Origin of the sequence: Bacillus sp. RSS_NA_20 (genome assembly GCF_020165915.1) — a bacterium.
Classification (GTDB): domain Bacteria; phylum Bacillota; class Bacilli; order Bacillales; family Bacillaceae; genus Bacillus; species Bacillus altitudinis.
The window spans coordinates 2,137,236-2,160,180 of the sequence record NZ_JAIUKW010000005.1; the positions used below are offsets into that span (position 1 = coordinate 2,137,236).

Here is a 22,945-nt window from a genome sequence, read left to right on the forward strand (position 1 = left end):
CCCCTTGGACACGCATTCTCCTTTAACCTATGTTTGTCCAAGAGAGGTTAGAACTATTTGAATGAAGAGAGAGTGCGCCCTCCTGCCGCTTTTTGCAGACGGTTCATGATCGCAGAACCAACTCCCTGCTCTGAGAAGGCTTCTGAAATGATCAAGTCTACATCCGTTTCATCAAATTGTCTCAGCACACGATATAAGTTTGCCGCAACCGTTTCAGGCTTTTCTCTCCATCCACAGCTAAAGATAACATCTGCCGCAAACCATTCCTTCTTTTCTTCTGTTGTCAGCACACCTACTTTTAGCCCTTCAGCTCGGTACTTCTGAATGTGCAGCTGCATGTCTTCATCACTTCCATGAAATATATACATTTGTGCTTCAGGTGCATAATGTGTGTATTTCATTCCCGGCGATACTGGTGCCTCATCCTTTTTCGTCAGCCCTGGATCCATGTTGACCGTTCCTACGACCTCTTCTAACGCTTCTTTTGTAATACCGCCCGGCCTTAAGATCACTGGAATCTCGTCTATACAGGATACAACCGTTGACTCCACGCCAATACCTGTTGAACCACCATCGACAATGCCAGCAATTTTCCCATCAAGATCACTCGCGACATGATCCGCAAGTGTCGGCGACGGTTTTCCCGAACGGTTGGCACTAGGCGCGGCAATTGGCAGACCAGCTGCTCGGATGAGTTCAAGCGCAACAGGATGATCAGGCATTCTTACGCCTACTGTCGTTAAACCTGCCGTCACCTGCTTTGATAATGTGCCCGGCTTACAAGGTAGAACAATGGTGAGAGCGCCTGGCCAAAAGGCATCCATCAGCGCTGTTACTTTTTCATTTTCTATTTGCGCAAATTCATGAAGCTGTTGAACATCCGCAATGTGAACAATCAACGGATTATCACTTGGGCGTCCTTTCGCTTCATAAATTTTCTTCACAGCCTCTGTCTCTTTTGCATTTGCCCCTAGTCCATAAACCGTTTCTGTCGGAAAAGCGACCACTTCATTCTGCCGCAACAACAGAGCTGCTTGTTCAATTTGTGGATAGTATGTGGATAAATCCTTTTTTAAATCCACAGACCACCTTTTTGTATTTAACATCATACAAACTCCTTTTAAAAAAGATAAAACTGTTGATATATCTCAATTATCCTTTTGAAAGTATAAAAGATGATGCTAAATAAAACAAGCGTTGTCCACAATTTGTGGATAACGCTTGTTTTACAGTGGATAAGTATGTGAATAAGTCCGGTGTTATGTGATTAACTCGCTGTTTTTTGCAGCACAACCGCCTGCTCTTTTCCCAACGACTCTTTTGCATGCGCAGATACCCACACACTTTCTGGGATTTCCTCTATAGGCGTAAAGCCCATCAGCGCTAAAAAATCATGTGAAGAGGAGTGATTGGCTACAACATAAAAGGTGTCCACACCTTGCTTTTCCCCTAGCGTTTGAACACTTTGGAATAGAGAAACGATATGCCCCTGACCAAGTTTATCTGATATCACAAGTGATCTTAGCAATCCTTCTTGTTCATTTAGTCGTTCAAGACCTAAACAGCCTGCAAGCTCACCGTCTGCATCTTCCATGACCACAAATGACGTACGCTCTGCAATCGTCATCCCGCCTTTTGCTTGGCCTTTTTCAAGAAAAGCATTAATGGCCGGGGCATCTTCTTCTGTCGCTATTCTTAATTGATAATACATGCTTTCACCTCTTTTTGTTCTCTTACTTCAACTCTATGAGGCAAAAACAGATTTAGACCTTTTTTAAGAGAAAAGACTAGAGACCCATTCGAACAGAAAGAATTTCACTTCACCCGTCTCTTCTTCTTTTACCACTTCATTGACAGATTCATTTGATGGCTCTGCGGCTACCTGCTCTTTATCATCTCCTTCTGGTGAGGCGATCGCTTCTCCGTTTGAAAAATCGATAAAGCAGAGCGGTGGGAATAACACACACCACCAATTGGCTCCGTCTCCTTCCCCTAACGTAATCAAAATGGCTTCATATTTCCCAGCAGGATAAACAAAGTTGCCATATAGCTTTGTTGGAAATGAGGCTTTTTGAAAGCTGACCGATACGGATTGATCAATGTGTTGTTCCTTTAATTTTGCTTTGGCAATACGATTGATGTCTGGAAGCTTTGAACGAATCACACGTCTAGCTTCTTCAATGGATGTGAGGTCTTTCACCCACTCCGTTATATTGGCATTGACCTCATCTCGAATACTTCGTTTCACATCTTGATCTGCCGACTGGTCACTGTTGGCTAAAATGCGTAAACGAATAGCTTCATCTGGAATCACAACAGGCTGATTAGCAGAAGCAGCCGCCGTCTCCTCTTTTCCAAGGTTTGCAAAAGCACCACATAATAATAGAAACATATAAAGACAAATCATCATTTTACTTTTGAACATGATGTGTTCCCCCCACTTTTTCTCTTTGCTACAAACATTGTGTCCAGGAAACGCATCTCGTAAACAGCAAAAATGATTTTTTTAATAGATTATGAGTAAAAAACAACTACATGAGGTGAGCGAATCAATGTTTTTTCTGCATGCAAAAAAGCCACTCAACAACTTATGAACGGCTTTTTAGTGAGGATTGGTAATCGGAAGGGTACAGTCTCCCATCCCAATCTCGGCTGATTTTTAATCCCGCATCTGTTTTGATCACTGTCATTGCACCTTTTTTCTCAATTTCCTTTTTGACCTTTCCTTTATGGTCAATAAATTGAATGATCATTTCATAGTCAAATTCAATCCTGTCATCGCTTTCATCTGAAGGTGTAAACGTAATTTTTTTCAGTTTAATTTGACAATCTTGATCTTTTGCTGCTTCTAATACACTTGGAAACATGCTGTCTTGTGTATATTCTTGATATTCATGCTCGGTTAAATAATCCTTCAACTTCTCCTTCATGTCAGATAGGTCATCCGTCCGATTCACTGTGTATTGTGCTTTTTTATAGTTTTCCCCAAATGCTGCTGCTTCTTTTTTAAAGCTCGGTTTACCGCAAGCACTCACAATCAATAGTACACTGACGATGACCAACACCATCGCATACCTTCTGTTCACACCATTCGCTCCTTCAAAACAAATTTATGTAAAAAATCATGATCAGAATGTTCATTCTTCTATATATACGTTTCCCTTTTACCATAAGTTTCATCTTTACATAATAAAATAGTCCGACTTTATTCAGCCGGACTTCCGTTTTGAATGTGTGCGCAAACCGCTCGATCCTTTCCGTTGATGTCCTTGATGATATGAACATCAGCTGAAGGGAACGCCTGCAAAAGAAGCGCTTTTACATCTTGTGCTTGTGTATGTCCTATTTCAAAGACAACCACCGCTTGCTGATGAAGTACCTTGTGGAGATCACAGGCGATACGCTCATAAAACCACAGGCCATCACGCCCATCTGTCAGCGCATTGACAGGTTCATGCTTTGTGACAACCTCTGATAAACCATCCATTTCTTCTGCCGCAATATAAGGCGGATTGGAAATAAACACATCGACTTTAATGCCTTGAGCCATAATCGGTTCAAGTAAATCCCCTTGGACAAAATGAACGTCTGCACCAAGCGCTTCTTGATTTCGCTTTGCTACTTCAAGTGCTTCATGTGAAATATCCGTCGCTGTCACAGTGAGAGATTCTTTTTCAAGAGCTAACGTAATCGCAATTGCACCGCTACCTGTTCCTACATCAACAGCTTTGAGCGGCTGATCATTAGGAAACACACGATTCATCATGTTTAATGCCGCCAACACCACTTCCTCCGTTTCAGGACGAGGAATCAGAACATGTTTGTTTACCTCAAAAGGACGCCCATAAAAAAATTCAACACCCGTTAAATGCTGCACAGGCACTCCACGCTTGTGCTGCGCGACGAACTCACTGAATTGTGAATCTTGCTCCTCTGGCAGTGGATCATGAAAACGGGCAAGAAGTTCACTTCTGCTCCATCCAAGCACATGCATCAACATTAACTCTGCTGCGTTTTGGTCTCTGCCCGCTTCCGTTAACAAAGAAGAAGCCCATTTAAGGGCTTCAAAGATCGTTCGCTCTTTATTTTGCATTTTGAAGTTTTCTTGCTTGGTCTTCCATAATTAATGCATCAATGACCTCGTCAAGTTTTCCTTCTAAAATTTGATCAAGCTTTTGAATCGTTAATCCAATGCGGTGGTCCGTCACGCGGTTTTGTGGGAAATTGTACGTACGGATACGTTCTGAACGATCCCCTGTTCCAACAGCAGATTTACGGGTTTGATCATATTCAGCTTGTGCTTCACGCTGGAATTTATCATAAATTCTCGCACGCAAAACTTTCATCGCTTTTTCTTTGTTTTTGATTTGTGATTTCTCATCCTGACAGGAAACCACTACACCTGTTGGAAGGTGAGTCAAACGAACAGCAGACATTGTGGTATTAACACTTTGTCCCCCAGGTCCGCTTGATGCGAATGTATCCACACGAATATCTTTTTCGTGGATATCAATTTCAACTTCCTCAGCCTCTGGTAATACAGCAACTGTCGCTGTTGATGTATGAATACGGCCGCCTGACTCAGTTTCAGGAACACGCTGCACGCGGTGTGCACCGTTTTCAAACTTTAGTTTAGAATATGCACCTTTACCGCTAATCATAAAGATGATCTCCTTATAACCGCCAGTTCCAGTGACACTCGCTTCCATGACTTCCGTTTTCCAGCCTTGCATTTCAGCATAACGGCTGTACATACGGTACAGGTTTCCTGCAAACAGCGCAGCCTCTTCTCCGCCCGCTGCACCACGAACCTCCACAATAACGTTCTTATCGTCATTCGGATCTTTCGGGATCAGCAAGATTTTTAGCTCGTCTTCTAAACGTTCTGTTTCCTCTGTGAGCTCTGAAATTTCTTCTTTGACCATGTCGCGCATATCGGCATCGAGCTTATCTTCCAGCATGGCTTTCGCATCACTTAGCTGATCATATGCCGCACGATATTGTCTATATACCTCAACAGTTTCTTGAATATCAGATTGTTCCTTCGAATATTCACGAAGCTTCTTAGGGTCGTTCACCACTTCAGGGTCACTTAAATATTCATTTAGCTTTTCATAGCGTTCTTCAATTGATTTTAAACGGTCTAACATGGTCTTCACCTCTGTTTTGTGCGTAACAGTCTAATTATAGTATAGCGGGGTATGACAGTCAAAAAAATTTCCAAAACAATTGATTTTCTGCAATTTTTCACTAGAAAACACGATCTTTGGCGATTGGTTACTTGTTTTGTCTAACGTGAAGGAACGGATGCTCACGAAAGAGAATGGTACTTGTAATTGAAAAAAGGGAGGGCATTTGGTTTGAATACAAATGAGGTTGCAAAGGAAATTGGTGTATCTTCAAAAACCATTCAGCGCTGGGTCAAACAGCTCAACATCCCTGTCGCCCGGAATGAACTTGGACATTACGAATTTCATGATGACATTGTCCAGCTGCTCAAAGAGGTCCAACACCAAATGAACGAAGGTGTGATTCTCCATGACATTAGACTGCCGATCCATGAAGAAACCGCCCAGCAATTATCACCTACTGTAGAAACTTCTGACTCATCAAAACGGATAGAAGCCTTAGAAGAACAAGTGAAACAGCTCCTTCAAGAGCAATCACATGTCAGTCATATTGAAGCCCGTTTTCAAGAATTAGAACGGAAACTCGCTAAGAAAGCAGATGAAGGCGTTTCCTACCAGCTCCTCCAGCACAGAAGAGAAATTGAAGAATTAACTGCAAAATTAGAACGCCTCACAGCCACATTGACAAAACCAAAACCATCAAAAGAAGAAGAAAAGGAAAAGGCACACCCCGAAATGAAAAAAAAGCGTGCGCTCTTCCCTCTGTTTCATTCATTTCGCTAAGAAAGGCTGCCTAACGAGGCAGCCTTTCTACTATATTATACGGTAAGTGCAATAATGATCGGTAACGTAATGAGTGACATGATCGCACTGATCACAAATGCGGATGCTGTTTCTGCTTCCTGTTTCTCAAATCGAGTGGCGATCATGGCCGCAACAGCTGAACCTGGGAAGGCAACAAGCAATACAGCTTTTGTAATTTCATCCGCCGAAAGACCCATAAGAATGGCGATAAAATACATAAGTAACGGTTGTACAGCTACTTTGAGCAATGCGATACTGAAAGCTGGTAAGCTCAGTTTAATCTTGCGGATACCGACTGTGACACCGACTGCAAAGAGCGCAACCCCTGATGTCACACTTCCAATTTCCTCTAGCATTTCATGTCCGATTTCAGGAAGTTTAAATCCTAAAAGAACAAGAATGATACTTGCTAACGGTGCAAGCGCAAGCGGCTCTGATAAGCCGTGTAAAATCGCTTTCGTCGTCATTTTTAGGAAACTTTCGCCGTCTTTGGCTTTTCCTTTTGTTTTTTCACCGACAGTTGACACAATAATAGCAATTGGATCAAGCAATGCATTTACAACTATTCCGGTAATAGCAATCGGAATTGCAACTTCTTGAGCCCCAAATAAACTGCCCAAGACCGGAATCCCCATAAATGCAAAGGTCGGTTGTGCTGAGTTTAATGAGAAAACAGATGAATCTGTTAAATCATATTTAAAAGCAAATTTCGTAACTAAAAGGATAATGATATAAAAGCCTACGATTCCGAAAATCAATGCAACGAAAAATGGAATTTGACTATAGAATTTATCTTTTGGTGTTGACAGAATGCTGGCGATAAAGTGCGCTGGCAAAGCATACTTTGTAACAAGTGTACTTACACCTTTTGCAGATTTAGCGTCATAGCTGCCGAAGTTCCCTGCGAACCAACCCAGCGCGATAACGAAAAAAATCGGTGCTAGGAGGATCAAAATATTTAAAAAGTCCATCTTACTATTCCTCCTTGAATCCTTTACATGTTTCTTATTTTATAGCGGCATTGCTTACATTACCCGAAACAATGCCGCGTTACACATTTTATTATGCTCTTACAATTTTTTTATATTCAGGAATCCACATAGCATCTTTCACAGCTTGTTCAATGTTTTCAGGTGTTTTTCTTGCGACACCATCTTTAATTGCTGCTTTTGCCACTTCAATAGCTACTTTGATAGAAACTTCTTGTAACTTATCAATGCTTGGAAGTAGACCAGCACCTGGTTTATCATGATCAACCATTTCAGCAATCGCATCCGCTGAAGCAACGAACATGCCTTTTGTGATGATTTTTGATTCCGTTACAATTGAACCAAGACCAAGTCCAGGGAAAACGAACGCATTGTTTGATTGTCCGATTTCATGTTCAATTCCGTTATACTCGACATTTTCGAATGGGCTTCCAGTTGCAACAAGCGCACGACCGTCTGTCCATTTGAATAGATCTTCCGGTACTGCTTCAGCAAGTGGTGTTGGGTTAGACATCGGCATGATCACTGGACGCTCTGTATGAGCTGCGATTTCTTTAATAATTTCTTCAGTGAATGCGCCGCCTTGACCTGATGTACCAATAAGAATAGTTGGCTTCACCTTGCGAACAGCTTCAGCAAATGAGATTTGTCCTTTTTCATCACGAGCCCAGCCTTCTACTTCATCAGAAGAACGAAGGTATGGTTTTTGGAAATCAAGCACTTCATCTTCAAACTGATCTGTTAGCAATCCTCTGTAGTCTAACGTCCAGAATGCATTGTTTGCTTCTTCTTCACTTAGACCTTCAAGAACCATTGTGTCACGCATTTGATCGGCGATTCCGATTCCAGCTGATCCAGCTCCGAAAATCATCACACGGTGATCTTTCAATTGAGTACCAGTTTTCTTGACAGCTGCAAGAACACCCGCTAAAGTAATGGCACCAGTACCTTGGATATCATCATTAAATGTTAAGATGTTGTCGTTGTATTTTTTCATGATGTTACGCGCATTTTTGTTTCCAAGGTCTTCCCAGTGAAGCAATGCTTTCGGGAAGAATTTAAGTGCTGCTTTTACATACGCATCAATGAACTCTTCGTATTTTTCACCTTGTACACGTTTGTGGTGGTTCCCGATGTACAATGGATCATTTAATAATTTCTCATTGTTAGTTCCAACATCTAATACAACTGGAATCACGCGGCTTGGATCAATCCCTGCTGCAGCCGTGTAAACAGCTAATTTACCAATTGCGATGTTGATACCACCAACACCCCAGTCACCAATTCCAAGAATACTCTCAGAGTCAGTTGCTACGATGAGGTCGATGTCGCCTGCTGTTGCATGTAAGTTTTCAAATGCTTTCTCAATACCGTCAATGTTGTCGATTGAAAGGTAGACACCATGAGGTCTTCTGTATTCATGGCTGTATTCTTGAATCGCTTCACCAACAGTTGGTGTGTAAACAACAGGAAGCATTTCACGAAGCTTGTCCGTTAGAAGCTTATAGAATAATACTTCGTTACGGTTTTGCAAATCACTTAAGTATACGTTTTGACGAAGACGATCTGGCTGAGCTAGAAATTGCTTGTATGCTCTCTCTGCTTGCTGTTCTAAAGTCAGAACAGTTGGAGGAAGTAATCCTTCTAGTCCAAGCTCTTGTCTTTCTTCTTCAGAGAAAGCAACGCCTTTGTTCAACGTTGGAATCGATAATACATCTTTACCTGTCAAAGTGGTTTCGAGGTACCCTTCTTTTGTTTTCTTCACGTTGTTCATCAAAAACTACCCTCTTTCTAAAATATAAATAAAGTGAACTATTAATACAAAGAACGATCAAGGAGAAAAATCCTTAATCAAAAAAATTATGACAAGAAATCGAACTTTTCGTTTAAATGCTTTACACTACAGTTAGTCATTTTATGCCTGCTTATACCAAAACGCAAGCGTTGAAAATTAGATAATTTTTTCGTAGCGTTATTTAATTTATTTAAGTACAAATGATGGGTGTTCAGCCAAAATCTCGAAAAACGAAACACAGCGGCATTTGCTATTTTTTTAATTGTCAAGTGTTGTACCAACATCTAATTTTGGTACTTCATGGTGATGTCTGCATCGTGCTTCGTATGATTCCTGCGCACCTACTAAAATAATGGGATCATCATAAGATGCGGGTTTACCGTCGATCAAGCGTTGTGTTCTACTCGCTGGGGAGCCGCATACCGAACAAACTGCTTGAAGTTTTGTTACAAGCTCTGCACATGCCATTAAATGCGGAACAACACCAAATGGCTCTCCTCTGAAGTCTTGATCAAGGCCTGCAACAATGACTCGGTAGCCTTTATCAGCCAATTGAGTGACAATATCAATGATTGTCTCATCAAAAAATTGCACCTCATCAATGCCAATGACATCGGTTCGTTCTGATATGTGCGTTATTATGTCTTTTGGTGAGGTTACTGCAATCCCATCGACGGATGAACCGTTATGTGACACAACTGAGTTTGTGCTATACCGGTTATCAATCGCTGGTTTGAATATTTTTACTTCTTGTTTGGCAAAGGTGGCTCTTTTGGCTCTCCGAATCAATTCTTCCGACTTTCCAGAAAACATACTTCCGCAGATGACTTCAAGCCAACCGCTTTGTTTCATCACATACATAAGGTCTTCTCCCCCGTTTTAAAGTTCCATCAATCCACGTAAAAAAACAGGCAAGAACGGATTCCTGCCTGTTTATTGTATCTATTATTACTTAAGACCGTATTTTTTGTTAAAGCGGTCAACACGTCCATCAGCAGAAGCGAATTTTTGACGGCCTGTATAGAAAGGATGGCACTCAGAGCAAATCTCGATGCGTACCTCTTCTTTTACTGATCCAGTTTCAAACTCATTTCCACAAGCGCATTTGACTGTAGCTTTTTTGTAGTTAGGATGAATTCCTGTTTTCATCTACTGTCATCTCCTTCCGCCCTGAATCCAATTCGGAAACAGAGTTAATATCTCAGAATAAATTCTGAAACGCACATGATAAAATTATAACAGTGTAAGTCTATGATTGCAAATGTATTTTTTCAGGAAGCTATCTTCTTGATGCAGACATATTTGCTTGTTTCCACTCTTGCGTTAAAATATCGAAAAATTCTTGGTTTGTCTTTGTTTTTCTCATTTTGCGCATGAATTTCTCAGCGAAATCAGGTGTATCTGACATTGATTTTCTCATCGCCCATAGACGATCAAGATGCTCTTTAGGCACAAGCAGTTCTTCTTTTCTTGTACCGGAACGACGAATGTCGATGGCTGGGAAAATTCTTCTTTCTGCAAGAGAACGGTCTAAATGGAGCTCCATGTTTCCTGTTCCTTTAAACTCTTCATAAATCACATCATCCATACGTGATCCTGTATCAACAAGTGCAGTAGCTAAAATGGTCAAGCTTCCACCTTCTTCGATGTTACGCGCAGCACCAAAGAAGCGTTTTGGACGGTGGAAAGCCGCTGGATCAATACCGCCGGAAAGCGTTCGGCCGCTTGGCGGGATGACAAGGTTGTATGCACGAGCAAGCCTTGTGATGCTGTCCATTAAGATGATGACATCTTTTTTATGTTCAACTAGACGCATCGCACGCTCTAATACAAGCTCTGCTACTTTAATGTGGTTTTCCGGTACTTCGTCAAAGGTTGAGCTAACGACATCCCCTGCAACAGAACGTTCGATATCTGTTACTTCCTCTGGACGTTCGTCAATAAGAAGAACAATCAGTTCTGCCTCTGGATGATTTTCAGAGATACTGTTGGCAATTTCTTTGAGCAAAATGGTTTTCCCAGCCTTAGGCGGTGCAACAATTAAACCACGCTGTCCAAACCCAACTGGTGCCATCATATCCATAATTCTAGTAGACAGGTGATTAGGCTGTGTTTCAAGAATCATTTGACGATCAGGGAATAGCGGCGTGAGTGCAGGAAAGTGAACACGTTCCTTAGCTGATTCTGGGTCGTCCCCATTTACCGCTTCGACATGAAGGAGGCCATAGTAGCGTTCATTCTCTTTTGGAGGTCGTACCTTTCCAGACACCTTATCACCATTTCTTAAATCAAAGCGTCTGATTTGTGAAGCTGAAATATAAATGTCTTCAGAGCTTGGGGAGTAGTTAATTGGTCTTAAGAAACCAAATCCCTCTGACTGAATAATTTCTAGAACCCCTTCCATAAATAAGAGATCCTCTTGCTCAGCGTTCGCCTTTAAGATGGCAAAAATTAATTCTTTTTTTGTTAGTTTGCTGTAATAAGAGATTTTGTACTTTTTTGCTAACTCATACAGCTCTTTTAATTTCATATTTTCCAAAGATGAAATCGAAACATCTTTCAATATGGACACCACACTTTTCTAGTCAATGTATTTCATTACAAATGCATGACCATTGTATTTGATTAGCTTTTAATTCCGTTTTTTGTTGGAATGACCTTGCTCTCATGGTAACGCTCCCACTCGTTTTATCATAAAGATAGGAACAATGTGAAATTGAGCTTTGTCAACATAGAGAAGGATAATGAGTATATCGTCATGATGCGGCAGTATTTAAACTTGTTGAAGCTTAAAAGAAGTAAATTCGCAGAAAATTTCGCAGCACTCTTTAGTTTTACCTCATTTGCAGGGAATATTCAACTTTAAAAAGAAAATGATATATATTTGACACCTATATGAAAAGCGGGTAAAGAATACCCGCTTTCAGATTACGGACGAATAACAAGATTCGGTTTTTTCTTTAAACTGTGTCTGCCATCGACGAATCGAACAGTACCTGATTTCGCACGCATGACAACACTATGTGTTGTTCCAACAGAGCCTTTAAATTGAACACCTTTTAATAACTCGCCATCTGTTACACCTGTCGCTGCAAAAATGGCGTCATCGCCTTTCACGAGGTCTTCCATTCTGAGGACTTTTCCAACATCCAGCCCCATTTTCTCACAGCGTCTCAGCTCTTCTTCACTTTGTGGAAGAAGCTTACCGTGGATTTCTCCACCAAGTGCTTTAAGCGCAACAGCAGAAAGGACACCTTCAGGCGCTCCACCTGAACCAAATAGAATATCAACACCTGTGTGATCAAATGCTGTATTAATGGCTCCTGCAACGTCACCATCATCGATCAACTTGATTCTTGCTCCAGCTTCTCTCAGCTCAGCAATGATCTTTTCATGTCGCTCTCTGTTTAAAATTGTCGCAACAACATCTTCAATATCTTTGTTTTTCGCTTTTGCAACAGCACGAAGATTGTCAATGACAGGCGCTTCAATGTCGATGCAGCCTACCGCTTCTGGACCTACTGCGATCTTATCCATGTACATATCAGGTGCATTCAGCAAGTTGCCATGATCAGCAACAGCGATAACAGCTAAAGCATTCCAGCCGCCGCTTGCCACAATATTTGTTCCTTCCAATGGATCAACAGCGACATCCACGCGAGGTCCATATCCGTTTCCAAGCTTTTCCCCAATATAAAGCATTGGCGCTTCGTCCATTTCTCCCTCGCCGATGACCACAGTTCCCTTCATCGGAATCGTATCAAATACATCACGCATGGCACTTGTTGCAGCATCATCCGCTTCGTCTTTTAAACCTCTACCCATCCAACGAGCAGATTTTAATGCAGCTGCTTCTGTCACCCGTACTAGTTCCATCGATAAACTTCTTTCCATTTTTGTCCAAATCTCCTCTCACAGTCAAAGCCTTATGAATTTTGAAGTTCTTCTATTTCTTGGTCATTCAGCTTTTCACGCCAGATGGTTGCACCCAAGCCTTCAAGCTTCTCCTCAAGCATACTATATCCTCTGTCTATATGTTCAAGCCCTGTGATTTCGGTCACACCGTCTGCCATTAACCCTGCAACAACGAGACAAGCACCTGCTCGCAGATCACTTGCTTTGACCTTTGCACCTTGAAGCTGCGTTTGACCTGTAATAATGGCAGATCTTCCTTCCACCTTCATGTTAGCACCCATTCGACGCAATTCGTCAATGTGTTTAAAGCGGGCAGAGTAAATGGTATCTGTCACGACACTCGTGCCTTTCGCTTTTGTTAACAAAGCCGTCATCGGCTGTTGAAGATCAGTCGGAAAGCCCGGATACACAAGGGTTTTGATATCGACAGGCTTGAGTCCTTCATTTCTGCCAACGATCAGCATTTGATCGTTGCTTGTTTCAATTGTGAATCCCATCTCTCTAAGTTTCGCCGTAATTGATTCTAAATGAGTTGGGATCACATTATCAAGCACAACTTCATCCCCCATCGCTGCACCTGCAATTAAAAATGTACCTGCTTCTATGCGGTCAGGGATGATGGAATGCCTGCAGCCATGAAGAGATTCCACACCTTCGATCCGAATCACATCCGTCCCCGCACCTTTGATTTTAGCTCCCATGCTTGCAAGCAGTGTCGCTACATCAATAATTTCGGGTTCTTTTGCGGCATTTTCAATCACTGTTTTCCCTTCAGCAAGCACGGCTGCCAGCATGATGTTGATGGTCGCACCTACACTGACAACATCAAGATAAATACGGGCTCCGACTAATTTTTCAGCGCGCAAATAAATCGCACCCTGTTCGTTTGTCACCTCGGCTCCAAGTGCTTCAAAGCCTTTGATATGCTGATCGATCGGTCTAGGTCCTAAGTGACATCCTCCTGGTAATCCAATGACAGCCTGCTTGAATCTACCGAGCATGGCGCCCATTAAATAATAGGATGCTCGTAGTTTCTTCACTTTCCCATTAGGAAGCGGCATACTGATCATGGAGGCAGGATTGACAACCATCTCACCTTTTTCAAATGTGACCTTTCCGCCAATCTCTTCTAACAGATCTCGTAATGTGTCAATATCTGAAATATGCGGAAGGCCTTCAATGGTTACTGGAGAATCAGCGAGAATCGTGGCAGGAATCAGTGCCACAGCACTATTTTTCGCACCACTAATATGTACGGTCCCGCGCAAGGGGTCACCGCCGGCAATGTTTAACTTTTCCATATTTGTCTCCCTTCTTAAAGAAGATCACTGTTGGAGTTATACTGTTTGTGGATGTCGCGCTTTAAAAGGTCTTGTCCAAAATTTAGCCAATATCAAGAGAAAGAATACAGGTTAAACGAAATTTGTCGGAAGAAAAATAATCGAAGCTTTGCGAGGCTGTGATGTTCTCTTCTTTGCACAAAACATTTCTTAGCGTATTTAAGGAAAACTGCGGCAAACGGATGCGTATCCGTCTGCCACAATCACTTATTTATTCCAGTCTGCTAAAAATTGCTCAATGCCTGCATCCGTTAATGGGTGTTTTGTCAGCTGCTTGATGACTTTCAGCGGCATTGTGCCGATATGAGCACCTCTAAGCGCAGCTTCTGTCACATGTTGCGGGTGACGAATGGATGCAGCAATGATTTGTGTATCTAATCCATGAACATCAAAAATGGTTTTCACTTCACTAATGAGATCAAGACCATTTTGGCCAATGTCATCTAAGCGGCCGAGGAATGGAGAGACATACGTCGCACCAGCTCTAGCTGCAAGAAGTGCCTGGTTTGCACTAAAAATCAACGTGACGTTTGTTTTAATTCCAAGGTCTGTTAACGCTTTGACCGCTTTAAGACCGTCTGTTGTCATTGGGATTTTCACTGTGATATTTGGTGCAATAGCAGCCAGCTCTTTTCCTTCTTCAATCATTTCTTCTGCTTTGAGAGAAATGACTTCCGCACTAACTGAACCTGATACCACGTCAGTGATTTCACGAAGGCGGTCGTGGAACGATACGTCCTTTTCTTTCGCTACTAAACTAGGGTTTGTTGTCACGCCTGCTAAAATGCCAAGCTCGTGTGCCTCTTTGATGTCTGCGATATTCGCTGTGTCTACGAAAAATAACATAACTGTGCCACTCTCCTATCAATAAATTGTCTGAAATGTAAATTTGATTGCGCTTTCTCATGATATGGAGAAAACCGCCTGTGACTCAGGCGGCTTTCGGTTCTCATCAAATTATGCTTGGTTAGAAGAACCAAATTCACGCATTTTGCCGATAACAGTCGCTTTAATTGCGTCACGAGCTGGTCCAAGATATTTACGTGGATCATACTCTTCTGTTTTTGCAGCAAGTGTTTCGCGAACTGCTTTCGCAGAAGCAATTTGGTTTTCAGTGTTTACATTGATTTTTGCTGTACCAAGTGAAATCGCACGCTTGATGTCAGCAGTTGGGATACCTGTTCCGCCGTGAAGAACAAGTGGAAGTCCAGTTGTTTTACCGATTTCTTCCATTTCAGCGAAACCAAGGTTTGGTTCACCTTTGTATGGACCATGAACTGAACCTAGTGCAGGCGCAAGGCAGTCAATACCAGTACGTTCTACAAGCTCTTGGCACTCTTTTGGATCAGCATAAATAACGCCCTCAGCGATGACGTCGTCTTCTTGTCCACCAACAGTTCCAAGCTCAGCTTCTACAGATACACCGTGGAAATGTGCAAGCTCAACCACTTTTGCAGTTGTCGCTACGTTCTCATCAAATGGATGGTGAGAAGCATCAATCATCACAGAAGTAAATCCTGCATGAATCGCTTTTGCACAAGATTCAAAGCTTGAACCGTGATCTAAATGAATCGCAACAGGAACTGTTACATTATATTCTTCGATTAACGCTTTTACCATTGCGACAACTGTTTTGAAGCCGCCCATGTAGCGTCCTGCTCCTTCAGATACTCCTAAGATAACTGGAGATTTCTCTTCTTCAGCAGCTTGTAAAATCGCTTGCGTGAATTCTAAGTTATTTAAGTTAAACTGTCCAACAGCGTAACCTTTTTCCTTTGCGTCTTTCAACATTTCTGTCATTGAAACTAAAGGCATGATGAAAAATCCTCCCTATGTAGCTAATTTGCTTACTAAAAAAAGCTCTCCACCCTAGCATGACCAGAATTTCTCGCCATATGTAAACTTTCAAAGTCAGATCGCTTTCTTCTTCTTATCTAGAATACCAATTATTCGACAAATCGGCAACAGAATGACTTGATTCAATCATTTCCATCTAGCCATTTGTTTCGAGCGGCAAGTATTCTTTGACTGCATCACGGATTTCATCAATATCAAATGGTTTAGCAAAATGCGTTAATGCACCGAGCTCTTTAGACTCTTGAATCATATCTAGTTCGCCATAAGCTGTCATAATGATCACGCGAATGTCTTCATCAATTAATTTCATGCGTTTTAAAATCTCAATGCCATCCATTCCGGGAATTTTCATATCAAGCAGGACGAGGTTTGGTCTATGGTTTTTCACAATATCTAATGCCTGTAGTCCATTAGCGGCTTGAAAGGTTTGATAGCCTTCTTTATGAAACACTTCATTCAGCAATATTCTAATACCGTACTGATCATCGACAATTAAAATTTTCTCATTCATCTGTTACACCCCATTGCTTTCATTTTTCGCCATAAAAAGAGCTGTTGTTAAATAATTCTGTTTGATTTTCACATTTCCTTTAATTATAATAGTTTACTTTACGACATTTTCTGAGCATTTTTCCTAATATTCTCTTTATATTCTATTATAAAATGATCTGACAGAAGGAGGAAATGAGTCTTGTTAAAAATTTTCACTACCCAATTATCAGGTATTTTTTCACGTATTGGAGATAAGCAGGCCGAAGCGATCGAAGACGGTGCACGCCTTCTTGCTCAGGCCGTTGTCAGTGGACATGCCGTGTATTTTCATGGCAAGAATGAACTGGCGGCTGTAGCCTTAGAGGCATCTGAGAGCAAGGAGCCGTTTCCGGGTGCGAAGGTTCTGCCGCTGGATCAAAAGGAGCGCAGCATACTTCATCCAAGTGACAGGGTGCTTTTATTTTATTCAGATCCAGAAGATCAAGAGATTCAATCCCTTGTCAAAGAGCTGCACGAACAAGGCACACCTATTGTCGGTGTCGGCCCTGCACAAAAGGAGACATCATTTATTGAAGAGCATTGTGATGTCCACATTGATTTTCAGCTCAAAAAACCACTTGTGCCTGCTGAAGATGGAACAAGGTTCGGCTATCCTGCACTGATGACCTGCTTATATGTCTACCATGCTCTATCGTTTACTGTGAAAGAAATCGTTGAGGAATATGAATAAAAAAAACTGCCGAGAAGATGATATTCTCGGCAGTTTTTTGTTTTATTTTGATTCAGATGCCTGTAGTGAAGCACCAACGAAATCTCTAAATAACGGCTGTGGTCTTGTTGGTCTTGAAATGAATTCTGGGTGGAACTGAGAAGCAAGGAACCATGGGTGATCCTTCAGTTCAATGATTTCAACAAGGCGTCCGTCTGGGCTTGTACCAGAGAAGACAAAACCTGCTGCTTCCATTTGCTGTCTGAATTCGTTATTAAACTCATAGCGATGACGGTGGCGTTCGTACACGACTTCGTCATTGTATGCAGCAAATGCTTTTGAGTCTTCGTTTAATTTACAAGGGTATAGGCCGAGGCGAAGTGTTCCACCTAAGTCATCAACATCCTTCTGTTCTGGAAGAAGGTCGATGATTGGGAATGCTGTTTCTGGATCAATTTCAGCGGAATGTGCTCCCTCTAAACCTAGTACGTTTCTCGCATATTCGATAGATGCGACTTGCATACCTAAGCAGATTCCGAAGAATGGCACTTTGTTTTCGCGCGCATATTGTGTTGCAATGATTTTCCCTTCTACTCCGCGGTCTCCGAAGCCTCCAGGAACAATAATGCCGTCTACATCTTGAGCGAAATCAGCCATATTTTCTGCTGTGACTTCTTCTGCGTTGATCCATTTGATTTGAACATCCGCATCAAATGCATAGCCTGCATGACGAAGTGATTCAACGACAGAAATGTATGCATCTTGCAGCTCAACATATTTCCCTACTAGACCAATCGTAACTTGTTTTGAAAGGTTTTGTACTTTATCAACAAGCGCCGTCCACTCCGTCATGTCCGCATCTTGACAGTCAAGCTTCATGTGCTCACATACAAGCTTGTCTAATCCTTGTTTTTGTAAATCAAGCGGAATCGAATAAAGGGTATCTGCATCCTGACATTCGATGACTGCTTTCGTATCAATATCACAGAATAGCGCAATTTTGTCCTTCATGTCTTGTGCCAATGGCATTTCAGTTCTGACCACAATGACGTTTGGCTGAATACCAAGACTGCGAAGTTCTTTTACACTATGCTGTGTTGGTTTTGTTTTCAGTTCTCCTGCAGCACGGATGTAAGGAACAAGGGTACAATGAATGTACATCACGTTTTCACGGCCGATGTCACTCTTCATTTGACGAATCGCTTCTAGGAATGGAAGGGATTCGATATCTCCAACTGTTCCACCGATTTCTGTAATGACCACATCTGCACCCGTTTCTTTTCCGGCACGGTACACACGGTCTTTGATTTCATTTGTAATGTGGGGAATAACCTGTACTGTTCCACCTAAGTAGTCGCCGCGACGCTCTTTCTTCAAAACAGTAGAGTAGATTTTACCTGTTGTAACGTTGCTGTACTTATTTAAGTTAATGTCAATGAAACGCTCGTAGTGACCTAAGTCAAGGTCTGTTTCAGCACCGTCGTCTGTAACAAATACCTCACCGTGCTGGTATGGACTCATTGTCCCTGGGTCTACGTTGATATATGGATCAAATTTTTGAATGGTGACATCCATCCCTCTATTTTTCAGAAGGCGGCCTAACGATGCAGCCGTGATCCCTTTTCCAAGTGAGGAAACAACTCCTCCTGTTACAAAAATATACTTTGTCATTTCGTATGCTCCTCTCTTTTTTACCCTTGCATGACTAGACATGCACAGCTTCATCCTTTTAGAGTGTATCCCTAAATCTCTTGAAAAATAAGAAAGCTCCCTTTCAAATAAATGAAAGGGAGCGTAAATGAACGTATCTTTACGTACTCTTTTTTAGAGAGCCCAAAATACATACTACATAGTTCACTCTGGAAAGTCAAGACGGTTTTGTCCTGTTTTCAGGACCGGTTTGTGAGGGTTATTTGTCTTCCTCATCATCGTCTAAATCGTCTTCATCAATTTCCGTTAAGCCGTCATCATCTTCATCATCATCTTCGTCGAAGTCTTCTATCTCTTCATCGATTTCTTCATCATCTAGGTCAAGGTCCTCATCGTCTTCAACAAGATCAAGATCTTCTTCAAGCTCGTCGATTTCTTCTTCCTCTTCAATATCATCGAAGTCTTCTTCAACGACAGCAGCTTTTGTTTTTTTCTTTTTCGCTTTTGTTTTCACAGCTGGCTGAACTTCTTCTTCGATTTGATCAACTGGATACCAGCTGCGAAGTCCCCATCTCTGATCACCTAACGAAATAAAGCGGCCATCTATATTTAAGTCTGTATAAAATTGAGCAAGTCGATCATCAAGATCAGATTTTTGTATCCCTTGCAAACGGACAATTTCATCTATTAACTCGGAAAACGTAATCGGTGTTTTGCTGTCTCTGAAAATTTCATAAGCAAGTTCAACTAAAGACATTTGTTTGAGCTGTTCCTGTGAGTATTCTTTCAAACTCAAGGTCAGACACTCCCTTTCTATTACATGTATGTATCCATTTATCAGTGAAATAATAAGTATTTATACCTTATTCTTACGACAAACCATACCTCTCATTATAAACAAATTAGGAGAGTTTATGCCACCTTTATTGATGTTAATTTTTGATTTTTTCGCATGAGGAGCCTCTAGCGGTCAATCATTTGCGCCGAATTGGCATAATTCATGTGTGAAGTACACATTTTGCATGCTTTTTTGTCTTCTCTTTTGATGAATACAAAGCCATTTACTCTTCTTAAAAAAGGGGATTTATTCCTTCACAAAATGTTCACTTACGACGAATTGAAACAGAAATCTATAATAAATAGACTAATTTTGAGAGGTTGATCGAATTGCCAATGACAAAAAAAGAAGATATACAATTTGGTGTCTTGATGTGTTTTTGTATGTTTTCAGTGATGTTCTTTTATAACCTATTTCTAAATGGACGGCTTGGACATATGACATGGTTAGAAGGTGTACTCACCTATGTGATCGGTTTTGCCATCACGTTGTTGATTGAGATGTGTATTGTTGGGCCTTCAGCAAAAAAAGCAGCCAACCGTTTTGCCCCAAAAGGCAAGAAAATCTATTTTATTCTTACTCTTTCTATCTTTATCGTGTTTGGGATGGTGTGTCTCATGTCTTTATGCGGATATGTTGTTCAAAGCATCGGCACAGGATTTCAAACACAATCGATTCTATCTGATTACTTAACGATTTTCGGCCATAATGTCATGTTGGCGTTCCCTTTGCAGATGTTGATTATGGGACCACTCGTCCGTTTTGTTTTCTTCAAATGGATGAAATTAAAACAGACAGCAGCGGTTTAGTCGAAGGGATATGTTACAGCTGGATATTCTGAATGAGTGAAAAAACCAAAGGTACGGTGAATAAAGTGCCCGCAGACATGAGTACAATGAGTTTTCTGCGGCTGTTTTCTTTTTCTTCCTTCTTTTTTGGAGAATTTGAAAGCTCTGTGGAGACCATAATCCATATGATCATTGTGACGATTCCTAAAATGCCAATCAATGTTGTGTTCATCATGATAACCTCCATTTTGATTCTTTTTCCAATTTTACCATAACGATCAGGTGATATGAGATCACATTGGAGAGGATTTCACATTTGAGACAAAAACAGACCACCTCACATCAGGTGGTCTTTACTTGGTTTCTACATATCTAGCAGTTTCCGTGAGATGACCAGCCGCTGGATTTCTTGTGTACCTTCATAGATTTGAGTGATTTTCGCATCACGCATGTATCGTTCGACTGGGTAATCCTTTGTATAGCCGTATCCACCAAAGATTTGTACGGCTTCTGTCGTCACCTTCATGGCTGTATCACCGGCAAAGAGCTTGGACATAGCTGATTCTTTCCCATACGGAAGCCCTTTTGTTTCAAGCCATGCTGCCTGATAGGTGAGCAGTCTTGAGGCCTCAATTGCCGTTGCCATATCCGCTAACTTAAAAGCAATGCCTTGCTGCTGAATGATTGGTTTACCGAATTGTTTGCGCTCCTTTGCATAATTGACTGCTGCATCCAGAGCACCTTGAGCAATACCAACAGCTTGTGCAGCAATACCGTTTCTACCACCGTCAAGTGTCATCATCGCTATCTTAAAACCTTCGCCTTCTTGACCAAGCCGGTTCCTTTCGGGTATACGACAGTCTTCAAAGATGATTTCTGTCGTTGGCGATGAGCGGATGCCCAGTTTGCTTTCTTTTTTGCCGATTGAGAAGCCTTGCGTCTCTTTTTCTACGATAAAAGCGGTTGTATTACGCGATGAAGCATCCTGGTCAGTAACAGCAAACACAATATAATAATCCGCAATGCCTCCATTGGTAATAAAAATCTTTGCCCCGTTCAAAACGTATTCATTCCCTGCTTTTACTGCTGTTGTTTTCATTCCGCCGGCATCTGAACCCGAGCCGCTCTCGGTCAGTGCGTATGCGCCGATCTTCTGTCCTTCTGCAAGCGGCTTTAAATACGTCTCCTTTTGCTCATCTGTTCCGAATGTATAGATCGGCCATGAGGCGAGTGATGTGTGAGCAGATAGGGTGACGCCTGTTGAGGCGCACACTCGTGAGAGCTCTTCAACCGCTATGACATAGGCCAAATAATCACTACCAATCCCCCCATTTTCTTCTGGCCAAGGGATTCCTGTTAAACCAAGCTCCGCCATTTGACGAAAAATAGCGGGATCATACGATTCTGTTTCATCTCGCTCTGCTGCTGTTGGCTCCACTTCATTTTTCGCAAAATCTCTCACCATTTTTTGTATCATTTCGTGTTCGTCACTTAATTGGAACTGCATCATGAGCCACCTCACTTCATATTAGCTGTTTACAAATAACCAGCCTTTGTATTTCACTTGTTCCTTCATAAATCTCACAAATTTTCGCATCACGAAAGTACCGCTCTGCTCGGTATTGCTTCGTGTAACCGGCTAGACCAAGCAAATGGATGACTTCTGTACTAATATCAACCGCTGTTTTAGATGCAAATAACTTCGCCATCGACGCTTCCTTCGTGACAGGGCGATTGGCCTCTTTATAAGAAGCCGCTTGATAGACAAGAAGTTTTGCCGCTTCCAGCTTGGTGCCCAGATCGCCCAACCGAATGGTCGTTTCAAGGCCCGCTGGATGCTGCTTTAAATACGTCACTGCCTCAGCTAATGCGGCTTCTGCAATACCAAGGCTTTGAGCCGCAATGCCAATTCTCCCCGCATTTAAGCTAGACATGGCAATCCGAAAGCCTTCTCCTTCTGCACCGAGCAGCTGTTTTTTGGGAATTCGAACACCGTCAAAATGAAGTGTGACTGTTTTTGATCCATGCAGGCCCATCTTTTTCTCATCTTTTCCAATCGTAAATCCTGGTGTCCCCTTCTCCACAATGAATGCTGATATATTTTTCTTAGCAGAAGCAGGGTCTGTCACGGCAAATACAAGATAGACTTCCGCTTCACCGCCGCTTGTGATAAAAATTTTCGTTCCATTTAATACATAGTGATCGTCTGCGCGCTCTGCTTTCAACTGAATACTAGAGGCATCTGATCCTGCCTTCGGTTCAGTTAGACAAAAGGCGCCCAGCTTCTGCCCGGACGCAAGCTTGGGAACGTAGGATTCTTTTTGTTCAGTTGTTCCAAACGCCAAAATCGGCATCGTCACAACAGATGTATGAACGGATACAATGACACCGATGGTTGCACTTACTTTGGATAATTCATGAATCGCCATGATATAGGTTGTAAAATCTGCCCCTAATCCGTGATACTTATCTGGGATCGGAATGCCTAAAAAGCCTAGCCGACCCATTTCAGCTAAAAGCGTTTTCGGGAACACGCCCTGTTCCATCGCTTCTATTTCAGGGAATACATGCTGGCGTGCAAATTCTGCTACTCGTTTTCTCCAAAGACGTTGTTTTTCTGTCAGCAACACATCCATCTT

Annotated in this window: 24 protein-coding genes; 3 read left to right on the forward strand and 21 right to left on the reverse strand. The window is 41.9% G+C overall.

Features of this window, described 5'->3' with window-relative positions:
- Positions 1 to 53 precede the first annotated feature (53 nt).
- The 6 genes from LCD32_RS16650 to prfA all read right to left on the reverse strand — a co-directional run bounded on the left by LCD32_RS16650 (position 54) and on the right by prfA (position 5,150).
- Complete coding sequence (locus LCD32_RS16650) at positions 54 to 1,106, reverse strand: L-threonylcarbamoyladenylate synthase (RefSeq protein WP_081105462.1); 1,053 nt, start codon at positions 1,104 to 1,106, stop codon at positions 54 to 56.
- A gap of 161 nt (positions 1,107 to 1,267) precedes the next feature.
- Positions 1,268 to 1,711 carry a GNAT family N-acetyltransferase gene (locus LCD32_RS16655; RefSeq protein ID WP_224564275.1) on the reverse strand — a complete coding sequence of 148 codons (444 nt, stop codon included), beginning with the start codon at positions 1,709 to 1,711 and terminating at the stop codon, positions 1,268 to 1,270.
- A gap of 63 nt (positions 1,712 to 1,774) precedes the next feature.
- Complete coding sequence (spoIIR, locus tag LCD32_RS16660; RefSeq protein WP_017360045.1) at positions 1,775 to 2,425, reverse strand: stage II sporulation protein R; 651 nt, start codon at positions 2,423 to 2,425, stop codon at positions 1,775 to 1,777.
- A gap of 163 nt (positions 2,426 to 2,588) precedes the next feature.
- Positions 2,589 to 3,068: a hypothetical protein gene (locus tag LCD32_RS16665; protein ID WP_048001105.1), complete on the reverse strand. Its 480-nt coding sequence runs from the start codon at positions 3,066 to 3,068 to the stop codon at positions 2,589 to 2,591.
- Positions 3,069 to 3,205: 137 nt separating this feature from the next.
- On the reverse strand, positions 3,206 to 4,093 hold the full coding sequence (gene prmC / locus LCD32_RS16670; protein WP_035702317.1) for a peptide chain release factor N(5)-glutamine methyltransferase: 888 nt from the start codon (positions 4,091 to 4,093) through the stop codon (positions 3,206 to 3,208).
- Positions 4,083 to 5,150 (reverse strand): peptide chain release factor 1, encoded by a 1,068-nt coding sequence (gene prfA, locus LCD32_RS16675; protein ID WP_008343422.1) that lies wholly within the window; start codon positions 5,148 to 5,150, stop codon positions 4,083 to 4,085. The genes prmC and prfA overlap by 11 nt, the downstream gene beginning before the upstream one ends.
- 210 nt (positions 5,151 to 5,360) lie before the next feature.
- Between prfA and racA the strand changes: the two genes are divergently transcribed.
- Positions 5,361 to 5,912 (forward strand): chromosome-anchoring protein RacA, encoded by a 552-nt coding sequence (racA, locus tag LCD32_RS16680; protein WP_039962987.1) that lies wholly within the window; start codon positions 5,361 to 5,363, stop codon positions 5,910 to 5,912.
- Between the two features lie 35 nt (positions 5,913 to 5,947).
- On the opposite strand, the gene LCD32_RS16685 is transcribed toward racA, so the two are convergent.
- The 10 genes from LCD32_RS16685 to LCD32_RS16730 all read right to left on the reverse strand — a co-directional run bounded on the left by LCD32_RS16685 (position 5,948) and on the right by LCD32_RS16730 (position 16,340).
- Entirely contained in the window at positions 5,948 to 6,904 is a 957-nt protein-coding gene (locus LCD32_RS16685) for an AEC family transporter (protein WP_017368214.1), read from the reverse strand.
- Between the two features lie 91 nt (positions 6,905 to 6,995).
- Positions 6,996 to 8,696 carry an oxaloacetate-decarboxylating malate dehydrogenase gene (malS, locus tag LCD32_RS16690; protein ID WP_017368215.1) on the reverse strand — a complete coding sequence of 567 codons (1,701 nt, stop codon included), beginning with the start codon at positions 8,694 to 8,696 and terminating at the stop codon, positions 6,996 to 6,998.
- A 279-nt stretch (positions 8,697 to 8,975) separates the two neighbouring features.
- The gene (locus tag LCD32_RS16695) at positions 8,976 to 9,578 is read right to left on the reverse strand and encodes a thymidine kinase (protein WP_017368216.1); all 603 of its coding nucleotides are present in this window, start codon (positions 9,576 to 9,578) and stop codon (positions 8,976 to 8,978) included.
- An 87-nt stretch (positions 9,579 to 9,665) separates the two neighbouring features.
- Positions 9,666 to 9,866 (reverse strand): 50S ribosomal protein L31, encoded by a 201-nt coding sequence (gene rpmE / locus LCD32_RS16700; protein ID WP_003215407.1) that lies wholly within the window; start codon positions 9,864 to 9,866, stop codon positions 9,666 to 9,668.
- A gap of 130 nt (positions 9,867 to 9,996) precedes the next feature.
- Positions 9,997 to 11,280, reverse strand: coding sequence for a transcription termination factor Rho (rho, locus tag LCD32_RS16705; protein ID WP_007497667.1), 1,284 nt, complete (start codon positions 11,278 to 11,280; stop codon positions 9,997 to 9,999).
- A 365-nt stretch (positions 11,281 to 11,645) separates the two neighbouring features.
- Positions 11,646 to 12,611, reverse strand: a complete 966-nt coding sequence (gene glpX, locus LCD32_RS16710) for a class II fructose-bisphosphatase (RefSeq protein ID WP_007497670.1) — start codon at positions 12,609 to 12,611, stop codon at positions 11,646 to 11,648.
- A 32-nt stretch (positions 12,612 to 12,643) separates the two neighbouring features.
- Positions 12,644 to 13,933 (reverse strand): UDP-N-acetylglucosamine 1-carboxyvinyltransferase, encoded by a 1,290-nt coding sequence (locus LCD32_RS16715; RefSeq protein WP_007497673.1) that lies wholly within the window; start codon positions 13,931 to 13,933, stop codon positions 12,644 to 12,646.
- A gap of 246 nt (positions 13,934 to 14,179) precedes the next feature.
- Positions 14,180 to 14,818, reverse strand: a complete 639-nt coding sequence (gene fsa, locus LCD32_RS16720) for a fructose-6-phosphate aldolase (RefSeq protein WP_003215343.1) — start codon at positions 14,816 to 14,818, stop codon at positions 14,180 to 14,182.
- A gap of 111 nt (positions 14,819 to 14,929) precedes the next feature.
- A complete protein-coding gene (locus tag LCD32_RS16725) occupies positions 14,930 to 15,787 on the reverse strand; it encodes a class II fructose-bisphosphate aldolase (RefSeq protein ID WP_007497678.1) in 858 nt (285 codons plus the stop codon).
- A gap of 178 nt (positions 15,788 to 15,965) precedes the next feature.
- Positions 15,966 to 16,340 carry a response regulator gene (locus LCD32_RS16730; RefSeq protein ID WP_003214681.1) on the reverse strand — a complete coding sequence of 125 codons (375 nt, stop codon included), beginning with the start codon at positions 16,338 to 16,340 and terminating at the stop codon, positions 15,966 to 15,968.
- Between the two features lie 180 nt (positions 16,341 to 16,520).
- Here LCD32_RS16730 and LCD32_RS16735 point away from each other — a divergent pair, with 180 nt between their 5' ends.
- Positions 16,521 to 17,051, forward strand: coding sequence for a DUF2529 domain-containing protein (locus LCD32_RS16735; RefSeq protein ID WP_035389805.1), 531 nt, complete (start codon positions 16,521 to 16,523; stop codon positions 17,049 to 17,051).
- A 42-nt stretch (positions 17,052 to 17,093) separates the two neighbouring features.
- Here the strand turns inward: LCD32_RS16735 and pyrG are convergent, their stop codons facing one another.
- Together pyrG and rpoE are read right to left on the reverse strand one after the other, a co-directional pair.
- Entirely contained in the window at positions 17,094 to 18,701 is a 1,608-nt protein-coding gene (gene pyrG / locus LCD32_RS16740; protein ID WP_017360053.1) for a glutamine hydrolyzing CTP synthase, read from the reverse strand.
- Positions 18,702 to 18,939: 238 nt separating this feature from the next.
- Positions 18,940 to 19,476, reverse strand: a complete 537-nt coding sequence (rpoE, locus tag LCD32_RS16745) for a DNA-directed RNA polymerase subunit delta (protein WP_017368217.1) — start codon at positions 19,474 to 19,476, stop codon at positions 18,940 to 18,942.
- Between the two features lie 377 nt (positions 19,477 to 19,853).
- Between rpoE and LCD32_RS16750 the strand changes: the two genes are divergently transcribed.
- Positions 19,854 to 20,327, forward strand: a complete 474-nt coding sequence (locus LCD32_RS16750; protein WP_224559426.1) for a DUF2798 domain-containing protein — start codon at positions 19,854 to 19,856, stop codon at positions 20,325 to 20,327.
- A 13-nt stretch (positions 20,328 to 20,340) separates the two neighbouring features.
- Here LCD32_RS16750 and LCD32_RS16755 read toward each other — a convergent pair whose 3' ends face one another.
- The 3 genes from LCD32_RS16755 to LCD32_RS16765 form a co-directional block, all read right to left on the reverse strand.
- Complete coding sequence (locus tag LCD32_RS16755) at positions 20,341 to 20,538, reverse strand: hypothetical protein (RefSeq protein WP_017368219.1); 198 nt, start codon at positions 20,536 to 20,538, stop codon at positions 20,341 to 20,343.
- Positions 20,539 to 20,670: 132 nt separating this feature from the next.
- Entirely contained in the window at positions 20,671 to 21,813 is a 1,143-nt protein-coding gene (locus LCD32_RS16760) for an acyl-CoA dehydrogenase (protein ID WP_017360057.1), read from the reverse strand.
- A gap of 16 nt (positions 21,814 to 21,829) precedes the next feature.
- Entirely contained in the window at positions 21,830 to 22,942 is a 1,113-nt protein-coding gene (locus LCD32_RS16765; RefSeq protein WP_224564281.1) for an acyl-CoA dehydrogenase family protein, read from the reverse strand.
- Between the last annotated feature and the right edge of the window lie 3 nt (positions 22,943 to 22,945).

What these genes read in the sequence shown, in the direction of transcription:
- prmC (WP_035702317.1), bottom strand. Translation starts at nt 4,093, where the DNA reads ATGCAAAATAAAGAGCGAACGATCTTTGAAGCCCTTAAATGGGCTTCT.
- LCD32_RS16730 (WP_003214681.1), bottom strand. Translation starts at nt 16,340, where the DNA reads ATGAATGAGAAAATTTTAATTGTCGATGATCAGTACGGTATTAGAATA.
- LCD32_RS16725 (WP_007497678.1), bottom strand. Translation starts at nt 15,787, where the DNA reads ATGCCTTTAGTTTCAATGACAGAAATGTTGAAAGACGCAAAGGAAAAA.
- LCD32_RS16655 (WP_224564275.1), bottom strand. Translation starts at nt 1,711, where the DNA reads ATGTATTATCAATTAAGAATAGCGACAGAAGAAGATGCCCCGGCCATT.
- LCD32_RS16760 (WP_017360057.1), bottom strand. Translation starts at nt 21,813, where the DNA reads ATGCAGTTCCAATTAAGTGACGAACACGAAATGATACAAAAAATGGTG.
- LCD32_RS16650 (WP_081105462.1), bottom strand. Translation starts at nt 1,106, where the DNA reads ATGTTAAATACAAAAAGGTGGTCTGTGGATTTAAAAAAGGATTTATCC.
- spoIIR (WP_017360045.1), bottom strand. Translation starts at nt 2,425, where the DNA reads ATGTTCAAAAGTAAAATGATGATTTGTCTTTATATGTTTCTATTATTA.
- rpmE (WP_003215407.1), bottom strand. Translation starts at nt 9,866, where the DNA reads ATGAAAACAGGAATTCATCCTAACTACAAAAAAGCTACAGTCAAATGC.
- LCD32_RS16695 (WP_017368216.1), bottom strand. Translation starts at nt 9,578, where the DNA reads ATGTATGTGATGAAACAAAGCGGTTGGCTTGAAGTCATCTGCGGAAGT.
- LCD32_RS16750 (WP_224559426.1), top strand. Translation starts at nt 19,854, where the DNA reads ATGACAAAAAAAGAAGATATACAATTTGGTGTCTTGATGTGTTTTTGT.
- LCD32_RS16665 (WP_048001105.1), bottom strand. Translation starts at nt 3,068, where the DNA reads ATGGTGTTGGTCATCGTCAGTGTACTATTGATTGTGAGTGCTTGCGGT.
- pyrG (WP_017360053.1), bottom strand. Translation starts at nt 18,701, where the DNA reads ATGACAAAGTATATTTTTGTAACAGGAGGAGTTGTTTCCTCACTTGGA.
- prfA (WP_008343422.1), bottom strand. Translation starts at nt 5,150, where the DNA reads ATGTTAGACCGTTTAAAATCAATTGAAGAACGCTATGAAAAGCTAAAT.
- LCD32_RS16685 (WP_017368214.1), bottom strand. Translation starts at nt 6,904, where the DNA reads ATGGACTTTTTAAATATTTTGATCCTCCTAGCACCGATTTTTTTCGTT.
- fsa (WP_003215343.1), bottom strand. Translation starts at nt 14,818, where the DNA reads ATGTTATTTTTCGTAGACACAGCGAATATCGCAGACATCAAAGAGGCA.
- LCD32_RS16765 (WP_224564281.1), bottom strand. Translation starts at nt 22,942, where the DNA reads ATGGATGTGTTGCTGACAGAAAAACAACGTCTTTGGAGAAAACGAGTA.
- malS (WP_017368215.1), bottom strand. Translation starts at nt 8,696, where the DNA reads ATGAACAACGTGAAGAAAACAAAAGAAGGGTACCTCGAAACCACTTTG.
- LCD32_RS16755 (WP_017368219.1), bottom strand. Translation starts at nt 20,538, where the DNA reads ATGAACACAACATTGATTGGCATTTTAGGAATCGTCACAATGATCATA.
- glpX (WP_007497670.1), bottom strand. Translation starts at nt 12,611, where the DNA reads ATGGAAAGAAGTTTATCGATGGAACTAGTACGGGTGACAGAAGCAGCT.
- LCD32_RS16715 (WP_007497673.1), bottom strand. Translation starts at nt 13,933, where the DNA reads ATGGAAAAGTTAAACATTGCCGGCGGTGACCCCTTGCGCGGGACCGTA.